Source organism: Variovorax sp. GW822-FHT04E09 (genome assembly GCF_058800845.1).
Window position 1 is genome coordinate 90,260 of record NZ_JBXAMR010000004.1, and the last position, 13,962, is coordinate 104,221.

General features: G+C 66.6%; 20 protein-coding genes. 5 read left to right on the plus strand and 15 right to left on the minus strand.

The features are described from left to right. The first annotated feature begins 35 nt into the window (after positions 1-35). On the plus strand, positions 36-524 hold the full coding sequence (locus tag AC1RL8_RS17435) for a GFA family protein (RefSeq protein ID WP_492686043.1): 489 nt from the start codon (positions 36-38) through the stop codon (positions 522-524). 379 nt (positions 525-903) lie between these two features. On the opposite strand, the gene AC1RL8_RS17440 is transcribed toward AC1RL8_RS17435, so the two are convergent. The 8 genes from AC1RL8_RS17440 to AC1RL8_RS17475 form a co-directional block, all read right to left on the minus strand. Continuing rightward, a complete protein-coding gene (locus AC1RL8_RS17440) occupies positions 904-1,323 on the minus strand; it encodes a hypothetical protein (protein ID WP_492686042.1) in 420 nt (139 codons plus the stop codon). Positions 1,324-1,367: 44 nt separating this feature from the next. Further along, entirely contained in the window at positions 1,368-2,261 is an 894-nt protein-coding gene (locus AC1RL8_RS17445; RefSeq protein ID WP_492686041.1) for a DMT family transporter, read from the minus strand. A gap of 111 nt (positions 2,262-2,372) precedes the next feature. Continuing rightward, complete coding sequence (locus AC1RL8_RS17450; protein ID WP_492686040.1) at positions 2,373-3,533, minus strand: ABC transporter substrate-binding protein; 1,161 nt, start codon at positions 3,531-3,533, stop codon at positions 2,373-2,375. A gap of 57 nt (positions 3,534-3,590) precedes the next feature. Continuing rightward, a complete protein-coding gene (locus tag AC1RL8_RS17455) occupies positions 3,591-4,127 on the minus strand; it encodes an HD domain-containing protein (RefSeq protein WP_492686039.1) in 537 nt (178 codons plus the stop codon). A gap of 69 nt (positions 4,128-4,196) precedes the next feature. Further along, positions 4,197-4,775, minus strand: coding sequence for a dihydrofolate reductase family protein (locus tag AC1RL8_RS17460; protein WP_492686038.1), 579 nt, complete (start codon positions 4,773-4,775; stop codon positions 4,197-4,199). 31 nt (positions 4,776-4,806) lie between these two features. Further along, positions 4,807-5,181, minus strand: coding sequence for a tetratricopeptide repeat protein (locus AC1RL8_RS17465; protein WP_492686037.1), 375 nt, complete (start codon positions 5,179-5,181; stop codon positions 4,807-4,809). 63 nt (positions 5,182-5,244) lie between these two features. Next, complete coding sequence (locus AC1RL8_RS17470; RefSeq protein WP_492686036.1) at positions 5,245-6,039, minus strand: ornithine carbamoyltransferase; 795 nt, start codon at positions 6,037-6,039, stop codon at positions 5,245-5,247. Between the two features lie 173 nt (positions 6,040-6,212). After that, entirely contained in the window at positions 6,213-6,728 is a 516-nt protein-coding gene (locus tag AC1RL8_RS17475; protein WP_492686035.1) for a hypothetical protein, read from the minus strand. Positions 6,729-6,877: 149 nt separating this feature from the next. On the opposite strand from AC1RL8_RS17475, the gene AC1RL8_RS17480 reads away from it, so the two are divergent. Next, on the plus strand, positions 6,878-7,165 hold the full coding sequence (locus AC1RL8_RS17480; protein WP_369644255.1) for a helix-turn-helix domain-containing protein: 288 nt from the start codon (positions 6,878-6,880) through the stop codon (positions 7,163-7,165). A gap of 4 nt (positions 7,166-7,169) precedes the next feature. On the opposite strand, the gene AC1RL8_RS17485 is transcribed toward AC1RL8_RS17480, so the two are convergent. Next, the gene (locus tag AC1RL8_RS17485; RefSeq protein WP_492686034.1) at positions 7,170-7,463 is read right to left on the minus strand and encodes a hypothetical protein; all 294 of its coding nucleotides are present in this window, start codon (positions 7,461-7,463) and stop codon (positions 7,170-7,172) included. Between the two features lie 176 nt (positions 7,464-7,639). Here AC1RL8_RS17485 and AC1RL8_RS17490 point away from each other — a divergent pair, with 176 nt between their 5' ends. Continuing rightward, positions 7,640-8,641: a LysR family transcriptional regulator gene (locus AC1RL8_RS17490; protein WP_492686033.1), complete on the plus strand. Its 1,002-nt coding sequence runs from the start codon at positions 7,640-7,642 to the stop codon at positions 8,639-8,641. Between the two features lie 4 nt (positions 8,642-8,645). Then, positions 8,646-9,110: a GNAT family N-acetyltransferase gene (locus AC1RL8_RS17495; RefSeq protein WP_492686032.1), complete on the plus strand. Its 465-nt coding sequence runs from the start codon at positions 8,646-8,648 to the stop codon at positions 9,108-9,110. Positions 9,111-9,124: 14 nt separating this feature from the next. Here AC1RL8_RS17495 and AC1RL8_RS17500 read toward each other — a convergent pair whose 3' ends face one another. Both AC1RL8_RS17500 and AC1RL8_RS17505 read right to left on the minus strand, forming a co-directional pair. Beyond that, positions 9,125-9,469 (minus strand): hypothetical protein, encoded by a 345-nt coding sequence (locus AC1RL8_RS17500; protein ID WP_070061747.1) that lies wholly within the window; start codon positions 9,467-9,469, stop codon positions 9,125-9,127. A 76-nt stretch (positions 9,470-9,545) separates the two neighbouring features. After that, positions 9,546-10,031 carry a DUF2165 family protein gene (locus AC1RL8_RS17505; RefSeq protein ID WP_492686031.1) on the minus strand — a complete coding sequence of 162 codons (486 nt, stop codon included), beginning with the start codon at positions 10,029-10,031 and terminating at the stop codon, positions 9,546-9,548. A gap of 99 nt (positions 10,032-10,130) precedes the next feature. Here AC1RL8_RS17505 and AC1RL8_RS17510 point away from each other — a divergent pair, with 99 nt between their 5' ends. Continuing rightward, positions 10,131-10,484: a hypothetical protein gene (locus AC1RL8_RS17510; RefSeq protein ID WP_492686030.1), complete on the plus strand. Its 354-nt coding sequence runs from the start codon at positions 10,131-10,133 to the stop codon at positions 10,482-10,484. A gap of 6 nt (positions 10,485-10,490) precedes the next feature. Here AC1RL8_RS17510 and AC1RL8_RS17515 read toward each other — a convergent pair whose 3' ends face one another. The 4 genes from AC1RL8_RS17515 to AC1RL8_RS17530 form a co-directional block, all read right to left on the minus strand. Beyond that, positions 10,491-11,120 (minus strand): FABP family protein, encoded by a 630-nt coding sequence (locus tag AC1RL8_RS17515; RefSeq protein WP_492686029.1) that lies wholly within the window; start codon positions 11,118-11,120, stop codon positions 10,491-10,493. Between the two features lie 79 nt (positions 11,121-11,199). Continuing rightward, complete coding sequence (locus AC1RL8_RS17520) at positions 11,200-11,625, minus strand: hypothetical protein (RefSeq protein WP_095946794.1); 426 nt, start codon at positions 11,623-11,625, stop codon at positions 11,200-11,202. 18 nt (positions 11,626-11,643) lie between these two features. Continuing rightward, the gene (locus AC1RL8_RS17525; protein ID WP_492686028.1) at positions 11,644-12,972 is read right to left on the minus strand and encodes an adenylosuccinate synthetase; all 1,329 of its coding nucleotides are present in this window, start codon (positions 12,970-12,972) and stop codon (positions 11,644-11,646) included. 10 nt (positions 12,973-12,982) lie between these two features. Beyond that, positions 12,983-13,954 (minus strand): VWA domain-containing protein, encoded by a 972-nt coding sequence (locus tag AC1RL8_RS17530; protein WP_492686027.1) that lies wholly within the window; start codon positions 13,952-13,954, stop codon positions 12,983-12,985. Positions 13,955-13,962: the final 8 nt, after the last annotated feature.

The following is a 13,962-nucleotide window of genomic DNA, read 5'->3' on the forward strand; positions in this document are numbered from 1 at the left end:
AGGGGGCAGAATCCTCCTCTTTTTCCGGGTGCCGTATGCCAGCTGTACTTGAAGGGGGTTGCCTCTGCGGCAAGGTCCGATTCAGCACGACCCAGCCGCCGCTGCGCACGTTCGCGTGCCATTGCACGTTCTGCCAGCGCATGACCGGCACGTCCTTCTACGCCGAGTCGCTTTTTCCGATCGACGCCGTGCAGTTCAACGAAGGCGAACTGCGGCAGTACGCGCACCGATCGGACGGCAGCCACAAGCAGGTCTTCGTTCATTTCTGCCCCTCGTGCGGCACGACGATGGGCCTGACCTTCGAGCGTTGGCCCGATGTGCGCGCCATCTCACGCGGGTGCTATGACGATCCCAACGCGGTCGAACTCACGAGCCACATCTGGACCCGCTCCGCCCAAAGCGGCGTGGCCTTGCCGGCCGACGTGGCTTGCTTTGCCAAGGCGCGGGCCACGCTCGATGGCCAGCCGGAAGTGGCCTCGCGGCATGAGGCGCCCGTATTGGCTCGACAAGACGGCGGGGCCTGAACTCTCGCTTCAGCCGGCCATCAGCGGCCATTCGCCCGACGACGGCGAAGCACGACCCCCAGGTAGTAGACCGAGGCGCACGTGAAGAGGCCAGCGACCACCGACCAAACGGCGCTCCCGTCGATCAGATTGGCGCCGTCGGGCGTGATGCAGCTGGATGCGGATACTTCAATGCAGTCCCTGTGCCTGTAGTACCGCTCATGGAACGCCCACCAGAAGAACCCCGCCGCCGCGGCGCATGCGACGAAGAGGATGGCGGGCCGGGTGATTGGAAGAGGGTCTGTGGTCATGGGCTTGGGTCGCTAAGCCGCGCAGCCTGGGAGCATCGCGGCGCACGATGCGAATAAGCGGCTATCCAATGCACCTCACGACGGGACGTTCAGCGCGGCCGCGACGCCACACGGAGCGCTTCTTCCCTGATGTACGAAGAGGCCGCCGTGTTCGCCAGATCGTGCAGCGTCTGCAGCAATGAAACGCCGCCGATCTCCGTCGTGCCGGCGTTCAGGATGCGCCCGACCATGGCGATGCCGAGTTCGCTGGGCTTCCGCGCGAGGGAGCGAAGAAGCTCAGGCTGGTAGTTGGGCAAGCTCTCCAATCCGTGAACGATGGTCCACATGACCCCGTAGCCGTCTTCCTCGGGGTAGCGCTCGAAAACGCTCAGCATTTCGGGCATGGCTTGCTCCGGACTGCCCGCCCGCCAGAGTTCATCCAGAAGCGAGTCCAGGTGGCGCCAGCTGCCGTCCTCCGGAGGTTCGAAGTTGGCGATGTCGTGAGCGATCTCGGAAGTGGTTCGAGGCATTGAAAGTCTTGTGCGCGTGGCTGCTTCTGGCCGACTCTAGCGGCTCAGGCGGCCTTCTGCTTTTTCTGCACAGACCTCGGCGCCTCGCTGCGCGCCAGCCACAGTCCGCTCGCGACGATCAACGCCCCGCCGCCCAGCGTCCATGCATCGGGTGCGGCCTGCCAGAACACCCAGTCCATCACGAGCGCCCACGCGAGCGCGCTGTATTCGAAGGGCGCGATGGCCGCGGCCTGGCCGTGGCGGAAGGCCTCGGCGATGGCCAGCTGGCCCAGGAAGCCGCTGAGGGCCAGGCCCGCCAGCGCCCACGCGTGCTCGGCCTGCAGCGGCACCCATTGCGGCGCCGCGAGCAGGCTGCCGCCGACGGCCATGCCCGCAGTGGTCCAGAAGACCAGCGCGGCGCTCGGCTCGGTGCGGCTGATGAGCCGGCCCAGCATGTTCGACAGCGCATAGCAGACGGCGGCCACCAGGATCGCCAGCGCGCCCGTCGAAAGGAAGGCCCCCTGCTCGGGCCGCAGCGCCACCACCACGCCGACAAAGCCCAGCCCGATGGCGATCCAGTGCCGCGGCAGAATCGACTCGCCCAGCAGCGGCACGGCGATGAGCACCATCAGCAGCGGCGCGATGAACGTGAGCGTGTAGGCCTCGGCCAGGCCCAGGGTCTTCAGGCCGTGCACGAAGAGCACCAGCATCGTCATGTTCAGCGCCGTGCGCAGCAGGTGCAGGCGCCAGCGCAGCCGGCGGTTGAAAACGCCGGCCGCCTCGCGCCGCCAGACGATGTACACGCACACCAGCGGCAGCGCCGTGAGACCGCGCAGCGCCATCACCTGCACCGGCGGGTAGTGCCCGGCCAGGGTCTTGAGCAGCGCGTCCATGCAGGCGAAGAAGGCGCAGGCCAACAGCATCGCGACGATGCCGCGCAGGGTTCCGGTCGGGTGCATGGTCAGGCTGTGGTCTCGCGGCAGTGGCCGGGAGGGACGGGGTTTGTTCTTGAACGCCGAGCATAGGCGCTGCGAACGTCGGGGCCTTGGCCAGATGCCGCCGGCCCCTGCCTACCGACACTCGTTCCAGTACCCATCCGGATTCGCCTCCAGCGGCGTGGCGACCCGCTTGAGCGACACACGGCCCTGCGCGTCCTTCGCGACAACGAAGACGTGCCCGTCCTGCACCGGGAAACCGTTGCGCAGAAACTTGAAGCCGCTGCGCACCGACGAAAAGTCGGCCTCGTTGAGCGCGTTGCGCAAGGCACCGCGATCGGCGACGGAGCCCTTGGTCTCCTTCAGCGCGCGGTCGATCAGGAGCGCCGCATCGAAACCTTGCGCCGCGTACTGCGAGGGGATGCGCCCGTGCTTCTTTTCGAAGGCGGCAACGAAAGCCTTGCTCGTCGGGCTCGGCAGATCGGGGCCCCAGACCGCGCCGGCCACCACACCAAGCGCGGCCTCCTTGAGCAGCGGCAGCGTCGTGCCGTCGACCGTGCCCACCGTCAGCAAGGGCACCTTGTTCAGCAGGCCCGATCGGTTCATCTGCTGGATGAAGTTCACGCCCATGTCGCCCGGCAGAAACGCCACCACCGCATCGGGCGCCACGCGCTGGATCTGCGCCAGCGCTGCCGCGTAGTCGGTCTGGTTGGGCTTGACGTTGATTTCGCTCACCACCTCGCCCGAGTAGTAGCGCTTGAAGCCGCGCAGCTGGTCTTTGCCCGCTGCGTTGTCGGGCGCGATGAACAGCGTCTTCCAGTAGCCCTTGTCGACCGCGTAGCGTCCCACGATCCCGGCCTGGTACTCGTCCTGGTACGAGGCGAAGACGAACCGGGTGTTGCACTGCTTGCCGGCAATCGGCGCGGGGCCGGCATTCGAGCCGACGAACAACATGCCCGCTCGGGCCATCGGCTTGGCCATGGCCATCATCACGTCGGAGAAGGTCACGCCGGTGATGAAGCTCACCTTGTCCTTCTCGATCAGGCTCTGCACCAGCTGCGCCCCGCGCTCGGGGTTGTGCTGGTCGTCTTCCTTGAGGACCGCCACGGGAACACCGCCGAGCACGCCTTGGCGCTGCTCGACCGCCAGCATGAAGCCGTCGTACTGCTCCTGCCCGACCGCGGCCCCAGGTCCGGAGAGCGTGCCGATGAAGCCGATTTTGACCTGCGCGGAAACGGTCAGTGCCGCGGCGCCCAAGGTGCAGGCCACGAGGGCCGTGCGGATGCGGTGGATCAATGTGTTCTCTGTGAATGAGTGGGGTAAGTGGTCAGAAGCAACAGGGTTCGACCCTGGTCAGCTTTCGGCCTTGTTCGCGTTCCGTGGCTGCTTCTCATCGCTCATCAGCTCGTCGAGTTCAGACCAGAGCGCATCGCAGAGGCCTGCCCGAAATGCAGCGGCCTTGAACACTTCATGCTCACCACGATAGACGTTCCACAGGTCGCGATGGGCATCGGCCACACAGGCTCGAACGTTCGAGAGGCGGTCAGCCACTTTCACGACCAGCGCCAGTTCCTCCGCCCCTGTCACTCTGGCCAGCTTCGCGTAGGTCTTCGACTTGCGCTCCTTCCTGTTCGCGCCAGGTTCATCCGTGAGGAGTGCGACGCACGCAGCAACCTGATCGCCGAAGCGCAGGCGCACTTCAGCAAGTGTCGCGTCGGTGTCTTCAACCACATCGTGCAGATACCCGATGACCTGAGCCTCCTGACCGTACGGCAGAAGGGTCAGCGCAACGGCATCCAGATGGTGCGAGTACGGGTGCGCTCCGTACATTTGCGCGCCGTGCATGCTGAGTGCATAGGCGCGGGCGGCGGAAAGGCTGGAGGTGTTCATGAGGCGTTTGGACGGGGCAGATGGGTCTGGCGTGACGCCGAATTTCGTTTGTGATGTCGGACTGTTCGACTACCCGGCTTTCAAAGGACCGGCGACTTTGTAGGCACCGAGGAGGATGCCTGATGGCATTGCTTTCGTGGTGACGAGTTCGAAGGCGCGGGGTGGCGTTCCCTGCGCGAAGAAGCGCTTTCCCGCGCCCAGCAGCACCGGATAGACGAGCAGCACGACGTCATCCACCAGGCCGTGCTCGAGCAGCGTCGATGTCAGCGAGGAACTGCCCCAGAGAATCAGGTTCGGGCCCGCCTGCGACTTGATGCGGCGAACGCCCTCGACGACGTCCGGCCCCACGCTTTCGAACGGGCCCCACGAAAGGCTTTCGGGGCGGTGGGTCACGACATGCTTGGTCGCCGCATTCAGGCCGTCCGCCATCGCGCTGCTCGGTGCCTTGGGCCAGTAGTCCGACCACAGGTCGTAGGTGCGACGCCCGAGCAGCAGATCGAAGCGCCCGCCATGCGCGGCGAGCACTTCATCGCGGCCGGCGGGGCTGCGGTACGGCGCGGTCCAGTCCGCGTAGGGAAAACCGTCTTCGCCCGAGGTCTGGATCACGCCATCCAGCGAGATGTGCTCCATGATTTTCAGCGTTCTCATGCGGGTCTCCTTGCTTGGGGTGGGAGGGCGCTCAATGGGCCTGCGCATCAAAGTATGCCGGCCACGACAGCGGCGAAGCCTGGAGCCCTTCGGCCCCACGGAATGCAGACATGGCTTTCGCGCGTGAGCCGAAGTTCATCGTTGCCACGCCGAGGTTGAAGAACGTGTTCCGATCGGTGGAGCCGAGTTCGACTGCACGCTTCAGGACGGATGCAGCCTCTTTGTGCTTGCCTTGATCGGAAAGCACGGCGCCCAAGCACGTCAGGGCAAGGACATTGCCGGGGGATTCAACGAGCACCTTCGAGAGCAACGCTTGCGCAGAGGCAAGGTTCGCTTCCCACATGTCGGGGTTGTTCCATGCGTCCTCGACAAGCGATCGGCTGATGGAGATGAAGTCCTCGCTCATAGGCTGTTCAAGCTTTTCTCGACTCTATTCCGTCCAGCACTCGACTGACTGGCCCCGGTCAATTCAGGTTGCAAGCAGATATTGAAGCACCGCTCTTTGCACCGGCAAGAGGAGCTTCTTCTGCTCGTAGCCGACGAAGTGCGGATAGCGACGAGGGTCCACCGAAAGTTCACCACCGACAGTGAACGGTGGCGTCGGCAACAGCACGGGGTTGCCCATCCGAGTCAGATCTTCGACGGACAGCGGACGGCTCAACTGCTCCGTGCCCCGAGGCCAGCCATCGGTGATGACCACGTCCGCTGCTTCTGGGGAAGCCGATGAAAAGGCGACGTTGGGGATGGTCTCGTGGAAGCTCTCATGGCAGACATGAACCAGCGTAAAGCCCATCACGCTGGCCAGCTCGTGCCACGAACGAAACACGTTGGTCGGCGGTCCCCAAAGGCAGATGCGCGCCCTCTGGATCGGACCCATGGTCGTTTCGATGAAGTAGGCGTCCGTAAGCACTTCGCATGGATGGCCGGCGTTCGACATCGCGTTGACTACGGGTCTGCGAGACGAGGCCGCAAACTCCGCGAGGCGCTCGTGGTTCGACTCCCGGATGACGTAGATGTCATAGAAAGGGTCGAGATAGCCCGCGAGATCGCACACGCGTTCGTTTGTCTTCAGGAGATTCGGCAGCTCGATGACGGACAGGTTCAGTTCGTGGAACACCTTCAGGAACGTCGTGCGCGTGCGAATGCCATTTCCTTCGAACGACCAGGCGGCGGTGCCTTGAACATCCACAGCGGGCGATGCGGACAGGCGCCAGATCGCGTGAACATCCTCGGGGGCAAGTACTGACAGGCTGACTAGGTGCATGGCTGGGGATACGTCAGAGACTTGAGATTGGAGGCTGCGATTGCACGTCCGGTTCTGGTCGACTTTCTGTCGGACGCGCTCACAACGATCGGGCCATAAGCGGTTCCACATTGCGGCCCTGAACGTACTACCTGCTCGAGCTGCACTGCACCTCGACCAGCCAAGTTCCGTCGCTATGAACCGGCTCGCGCGAAACGTGTAATCACAATGATGTCGGTCTGCTGACTGGTACCCGCCGACGGCGGCATGATCTTCGCTAGCTCAGCGGCTGTCTGCTCAACAATCAACTGCAATTTCCCTTGATCAAATTCCACGCGCTTCCTGGAAACCATTCCAAGCTGAATTGCCAGATTCGACTCAATGATGGTCGTTTCGATGGTTTGATCGTCGATCCACCTGTAGGTCCCGGCAGATCGAAAGTTTGGGCCGGTTGAAGACCATGTAGTTGGTCCGAACTCCGCAAAATTTTCTCCGTTGCTGGGCTGCGGTACAAGCCGCGTCCCGTTCACGATCTTCACCAGATCAATGTGACGCCATTTGCCCAAGAGCAATTGCTTCGAGGCGAACGCAGCTTCCCCCTCTCGCAAGTCGGCCGCAACGTTCGCAGACGCGGAAGCCGTCGACGGTTGTTTTGGGACGGAGCACGCAGCACAAAGCGCAAAAACAAGTGGCACAAGAAGATGTCGCATGTCTGACTGTAAAACACAGAGTAGGAACAATCGTGCAGCTCACCGAGAGAACGTCGCCAACAGCCTTTGTGCCGAAGCGCGCCGCGCAGTGCGCCCTCTGCGCGGAAGCCTCTCTACCGACCTTCGCCAGGAGCGGACACAATCACCCCATGGCCCAAGGAAAACGAATTTCTTCCGACATCGGAGACGACGCGATCGAAGCGATCAAGGCGTTCGGTGCTGCTGCCAAGCTGGCGCGCACAACGGCTGGCGAGGGCCAGGCCGCTGCTGCCGCGCGCCTGGGCGTTCACGTCCAGACGATCGCGCGGATCGAATCGGGGGAGCCGGGCGTTGCCATCGGGCACGTGCTCGGCATGCTGGCGCTCTACGGCATCTCGACGACGCTGCAACAGCGACAGCAGCAGCCACCGGCGGAGAACGGCGAGCGCCCCGCCTGAGCAGTCAGCACCGCTGGGCATCGCCCACGGCAGCACGCAGCGACTGCAGCGTGGTCTCCGCCCTTTCGATGCGCCGCTGCAGTTCTTCGTTGACCAGCCGCACTAGCGCGCCGAGTTCGGTGCGCGTCGGGTACACATCGTCGGTGTCGTTCACATGTTGCGGCACGATGAGTTTCTCGATGCACGCATACGCGCGGCGCACCATGTGAAAGCTGTCGAGGTCGTCGCAGGCCTGAAGGGCGAGCGATTCGGCGCAGAGAGTCGCCGAGGATTCGGGTAACGAGGGAGCGAGCGCCATGCGTGGCCTCCGGGAGGTGGGCGCAGAGGTGTTTCGGGAGACCAAGCCCGGCCGCGCCTCCTCAGGCGCAACGGGCGGCAGTATAGCCAGGCACCCCCACCCCTTTCACGGCGCAAAACCGGGATGCCCCTACGACCCGTGCCCCCTCCCCCGATGCTGGAACAATGCGCCGATCTATGGATGGTCTCGATCTCATCAAAACGTTCCGCGAAGTCGCGTTCCGGCGCAGCTTCTCTCGCGCGGCCCTCTCGCTGGGCATGTCCAAGGCCACGGTCAGCCGCTATGTGGCCGAGCTGGAAGCGCGCAGCGGCGTGCGCCTGCTCAACCGCTCGACCCGCTCGCTGAGCCTCACCGACGCAGGCGAGGTGCTGCTGGAGCGCAGCACCGAGCTGGTGACGATGGCCGAGAACACGCTCAACGACCTGCAGGCGCACGGCTCGCACCCGCGCGGGCGCCTGCGCATGAGCGCGCCGCACGGGCTCATCGCGGGCTGGCTTTCGGACGTGATCGCGGAGTTCATCAAGCTCTACCCCGACGTGTACGTGAGCCTGAATTTCACCAACCACGACATCGACCTGATCGAGGAAGGCATCGACATCCACCTCACGGGCGGGCGCATCGACGACATGAACCTGATCGTGCGCCGGCTGGTGCGCTTCGACATGGTGGTGTGCGCGTCGCCCGCCTACTGGGCGCAGCGCGGCATTCCGCAGGTGCCCGAGGACATGGCGCGCCACGACGTGCTGAGCTATTCGCCGATGCCCACCACGCACCTGCCATTCGAAACCGACGGCCAGCCGCACGACGTGGCGGTGCACAGCCGCATGGAGGCCAACGACGCGGTGGCGCTGATCGAGCTGGCGCTGCGCGGCGTGGGCGTGGCCTACGTGCCCGAGCCGCTGGCGCAGTCGCACCTGGAGCGCGGCGCGCTGGTGCCGGTGCTGCGCGACCACATGCCGCACGAGCACTGGCTGTATGCCGCGTACTCGCAACGCCGCCACAACAGCGCGGCGATGCGCGCGATGCTCGACTTTCTCGAGAAGTCGATGGGGCCGGTGCCCGAACCCATGCCCGCGGCGGTGCCGGTGGCGCTGCCGGCCTGTCCTGTCAACGCCGCGACCACCGCCGCTGCCATCGCGGCGCGCAGCACATCCGTGCCCAATGGAAAGGCCCCCTGACCTCATGACCACGCCCACGCTCCTGATCCGCCCGCCCACGCCCGACGACTTCGCCGCATGGAAGCCGCTCTGGGACGGCTACAACGCCTTCTACGGCCGCGAGGGCCCCACGGCCCTGCCCGAGGCGATCACGCAGGTCACCTGGCAGCGCTTCTTCGATCCGTACGAGCCGGTGCATGCGCTGGTGGCCGAGCGCGAGGGACAACTGGTGGGGCTGGTGCACTACCTGTTCCACCGCAGCACGACGCGCATCGAGCCGACCTGCTACCTGCAGGACCTGTTCACGCAGTCGTCCGAACGCGGCCGGGGCGTAGGCCGGCAACTGATCCAGGGCGTGTACGACGCGGTGCGCGGCGCGGGCGGGCAGCGCGTGTACTGGCAGACGCACACGACCAACGCGGCCGGGCGCACGCTCTACGACAAGGTCGCGAAGCACGAGGGCTTCATCGTCTACGCGACGATGGTCTGACCCCGTGCTGAAGATCAGTACTTGATGGTGATGCCGGCCTTCACGCCGGTGTTGGCCTTGCCGTCCGAATGCGCGCCGCCCGAGAAGGAGACGTCGCCGCCGGTCTTGGCACCGACCGAATAGGTGGGCCGCTTGCCCGACGTGTCGGTGCCGGCTTCGAGGGCGCTGCCATCCGGGCGCTGCACGCCGACCGTGGCACCGTTCGTGCGGGCCGAGGTTTCGGTGGAGTTGACGTTGGGCGCGATGTAGGCCGTGCCTTTGTCGTCGCTGTCGACGGGCACTCTCACGGGCTCCGCGATGGCCGCCACGGCGGCGGCGCAGGCAACCCCACCCAGGAACGCAAGAATCACTCTGTTCATGAGGACCGATGGTGGATGCAGCGCGTCGCGCGGGCTGTGGGCGTGGCCTCACCGCGCGCGTAGGACGAAGGCGGCATCAATGCCATGACAGGTTGAACAGGAAGAACGCCGCCAGCACCCACAGGAGCAGCACGAGGTGCGTGAGCTGCAGGCCCTCTTGCCGTATCCAGTAGCCGAACCACAGGCCGCCCAGGTGCATCGAGAACAGGAATGCAGCAAAGCCGGCCAACCCCAGGTTGAGCCATGGCCGGGCGGCGGCCAGGTCGCCGCCGACCACCAGCATCACGCTGCCGGCCCAGAACGCCAGCGCTGCCGCCAACTGCAACGCCAGCACCACGCACAGCGCCGCGCGGTGCAGCGCCACCGAGCGGATGGCGCGCGTGAGCAAGGGCGTGTCGATGGCCGGATCGACGCGCAACGGCGCCATCGACATCGTGCCGCCGACCGCGAACGCGGAGCCCGCGAAGCCGCGCCAGTTGTTGCGCACGGCGATCGACAGCCACAGCGCCATGCCCAGCGCGTGGAGAGACTGGAACAGCCAGACGGAGGTAGGGAGATTCATCGGGGCGCCTGCGTTTTTAAATATCAAAGATTATTCTTTGATATTGACATACCCGCCGGCCGGCACTCAAAGTCCCTCAAGGAAGGTCGAACGAATGCCATGAACACCGCCACCACCCCACCCGGCCCCTCACCGGAAGCACTCGAACGCCTGCTGGCCGCCGGCCGCGACGGCGCCCTGCTGCACATGAGCCTGGCGCTGGCGCACCACCGGCGCGACGACGCGCCCACGGCGCTGATGCATGTCGAGAAGGCGCTCGCCTTCGACCCCGAGTTCACCGCCGCGTGGCGGCTGCAGGGTCTGCTCGCACTGGCGCTCGGCGACGCGGCGAAGGCCGAGGCCTCGTTCGCGCGGGCGCTGGAGGTGGCGCAGCGGCGCGGGGAGCTTCAGCTGGTGAAGGAGCTCACCGTGCGGCTGCGGCGCCTGCGCACGCCGAAGCCGCCCGCAGACTGAACGGCCTCAGCCCATCATCGCGAGCGGATTGAGCCCCGGCTCGCCGACGCGCGTGAGCGTGTTGCGGTCGGTGTGGTGGAAGGGCTCGGCTTGGCCCAGGATCTGCATCACGGTGTCCTGGTCGTACGACCAGGTGCCGTCGGCGTTGATCTTCACCGTGATGTTCCACGCCACCGTGGTGAAGGCGCGCTCCAGGAACGGGTTCGACACGATGCCGTTCACCAGGCTGCCGTGCTCGGCGCTCAGCGTGAACTCGGTGTTGCCGGGCTTCACGTGGCCGCTGGCCATGGCGACCTGCCCGCGCGGAATGGCCAGCGTGAGAAACACGGTGCTGGTGGCCGGCTCCCACAGCCAGTAGCCGACCTGGTCGTGGTACATCTTGGTGAGGCCGGGCTTGTGGATGTAGGTGTGATAGCGCAGGCCGTACAGCAGCTGCGGGCCGTTGGTCTGCGCGTCGATGGGCTCCAGCTCGTAGTGCTCCACGTAGACCTGCGTCTTCGGGCCGTCTTTCTTCGGCTTGACGTCGACGCCCTTCGTACCCTCCCAGATGCCCGCCATCGGCCGCAGCGGACCGAGGTTGGCGAGCGTGTCGGGGTCGGCCGGGGGTTCGGTGTAGATGTCTTCGGGTGTGGTCATGGTGTGTGTCGTGGGGGAAGGAAAACGAAGAGAAGCTTGTCGGTTCTGATTCTGCTTGAGTGCCGCGGCGGCCAGGTCGTCAGAGCGTGTCCCAGACCTGCACGAGCCCGACGAGGTGCACCACGCCGTACACGAAGCACACGAGCGAGCTCCACACCCAGAAAGCGCTGAGACGGCGCCGGTCGAACAGCCACATCGCGACAGCGACAAGGCCGCGCAGCAGGTACACGGCGGTGATGGCAGGCAGCACCAGCGCCTGCAGCGGCAGTGGCTGCAGCACGCCGGCGCCCGCCAGCGCGTAGGCGGCCCACACGCCCAGCATGCCGGCGATGACCAGCGTGACGGCCACGGGGTACAGGTGGCCGGCCTCGGCGCTCGCGGCCATCCGCTCGCCCGCGCCGAAGAAGCGGTACCAGGCCGGGCCGCCAAAGATGACGCAGATGTGCAAGAGCGCGGCAATGGCGCTCAGCACGGCACCGGCGATCAGGAAGAGGTTGGGGGTCACGCGGGCTTTCTCATCAGGTCAGCGCAGCAGGTCGCGCGCGCGGACGGCCTCGCGCACCGGGCCGAACGCGCCGAAGCGCACGGGCAGGCCGCTGAGGGCTTCCACGCGCCGCACCCACTCGGGGGCGTGGGCGACGGATTGCGATTCGTACAAAGGTTGGGCGCCTTCCAGCAGGCGGGTGAGCGCGTGCTGGTGGTCCAGGTCGGTCGCATCGCTCAGGGGCAGCGACGACAGCGTGTGCCCGTCGGCGCTGCGGTAACCGGTGCACCAGCGCAGGTCCGTGTGCGCGAGCGCATCGAGGTGGCTGGCGAGCAGCCCGTCGAGTGGCCCGGCGGCAGCGAGCGCGTAGCGCAGCAGCACCGCGTCGGGGTGGCCACGGCGAAATGCGCCCTGCCAGCCGTCGTCGGCGTTATGCGGCTCGGCCAGCTGCGCATCGAGCGCGCGGTCGTGCGTGGGCAGCGGGCCGGTGCCGTGCCGCGTGAGGTGGCTGCGCAGCACGCCCAGGTGCTGAACGGGCGACGCGATGCCCACGTCGCGCAGCACCGCCTCGACAGCGGCGGTGGAAACAGTGCTCCAGGTGGTGTGCGGATGAAAGCCGCGCCATTCGTCGAGCAGCACGCCCTGCGCGCCCTCGAACAGCACGGTGCCGGCGCGCGCCAGCCGTTCGCCGATGGCGTCGGCGCTCGCGGGCGGCGACTGGCGCAGGCAGGGCTGCACGGCAGCGAGCCAGCGTTGTGCGAGCGAGGCATCGGCGAGCACGGCCAGCTCTTGCGCAGCGTCGGCCGACGAAGGCGGCATGCTCGCGAACTCGCGGTGCAGCGCGAGGCGCAAGGCTTCGAGTTTGTCGAGCGTGCGCGCGGGGTGCGCAAGGTCGCCGTAGTGCAGCGTCGTTTCGGGTGCAGCGAGCGCCTGCCGCACGGTCTCGCCCACGCCGACGCCGCAACTGCCGTGCGCGGCCGTGCTCCGCGCCCATTCGCGCAATCGGCCGGCGGCCTGGTGGAACGGCGTGGTCACGCGGCAGCGCGCATCGACGAACAGGCGCGCGAAGGCGTCGGGCACACCCGCGCGCTGCAGCACCTCGGCCTCGACGCGCAACGCCGTCGGATGCACCACCACCGGGCTCGCAAGCACGGTCGCGACGCCGGCATGGAAGCTGCCCGCGCCGAACTGCGAGAAGGTGTGGTGGCGGCCGTCGGCCAGCACCACGTTGTGGCCGGCCTGTGCGCCGCCGTTGAAGCGCACCACGGTGTGGGCGCCCCAGGCGCCGCACAGGAAGTCGGTGAAGCGGCCCTTGCCGCAGTCGCCGAAACCGAGGCCGAGCAGCGAAACGTAGCGCGTGGAAGTCAACGGCAGGCCGTCAGCCGAAGAGTCGCTTCCACCACGAGCTGCGCGCCCCATTGCCTGCGGCGGGCGTGGCACGGCGCGGTGCGGTCGGATCGAGCAGCGCGGCGTAGCCGTCCAGCGCGTGCAGCACGCCGCCCACGCGTTCCTTGGCCATGCCGGTGGAGCTCATCACGCCGGCCAGCGCGTCGAGGCTGGGCACGGCCTTCTCGGTGAGCGCGACGATGCCGGCGGCCACGGCGCAGGCGTCGTCGGGCGAGTCCATGCAGATCACGTGGTCGCCCAGCAGCTCGCGCCAGCGCGGCTCGCAGCGGCGGCGGCGCTGCGCGTCGGGGATCAGGAAGAACAGGTGCGTGGTCTCGGCCGCGGCGGCGATGACCTCCTCGATCGGAATGTCCTCGTCGAGCTTCTCGCCGATGAGCCCTTCGACCTGGTGGCGCGACACGGCCGGGTACGGCAGCTCGTCGCCGGTGACGAACAGGTAGCCGCGCTTCTTGCGCTTCACCCAGCAGTCCATGTCGGTGTGCTGCGCCATGACGTAGAAGGCCAGCTCGTAGCTTTCTTCGCCGCTGCCCCCACCGCCGCCTTCGAGGTAGCTCCAGGTGAGCCACTGGTCCATGAGGTTGGCGGTCGATTCGAACTGGCCCACCTGCAGCGGCGCCTGGTCGGAGGTGGCGTCGCCGATGGCCATGAACAGCAGCTGGGGGTCGGCCACGCCGCAGTCCGTCAGCAGCTTCATGAAGGTGGGCAGCTCGCGTCGCGCGAGGGTCTGCGGGATGTCGCCCATCGAGCCGGTGACATCGAGCGCGAAGGCGATGCCCAGCGAGTTCGGGTGGTCGGCGTTGTCGCGCGACTCGCGCACCTTGAGCCCCTGCGGGTTCATGAGCGCGTGCGTGGCGGTCTGCGTGAAGACCTCGCTGCCGGACTTGGCGGCGCGGTCGGCCACGATGGCCGCGTGGGCGGCGTGCGAGTAGTTTCCGTAACCCATGGACGTGC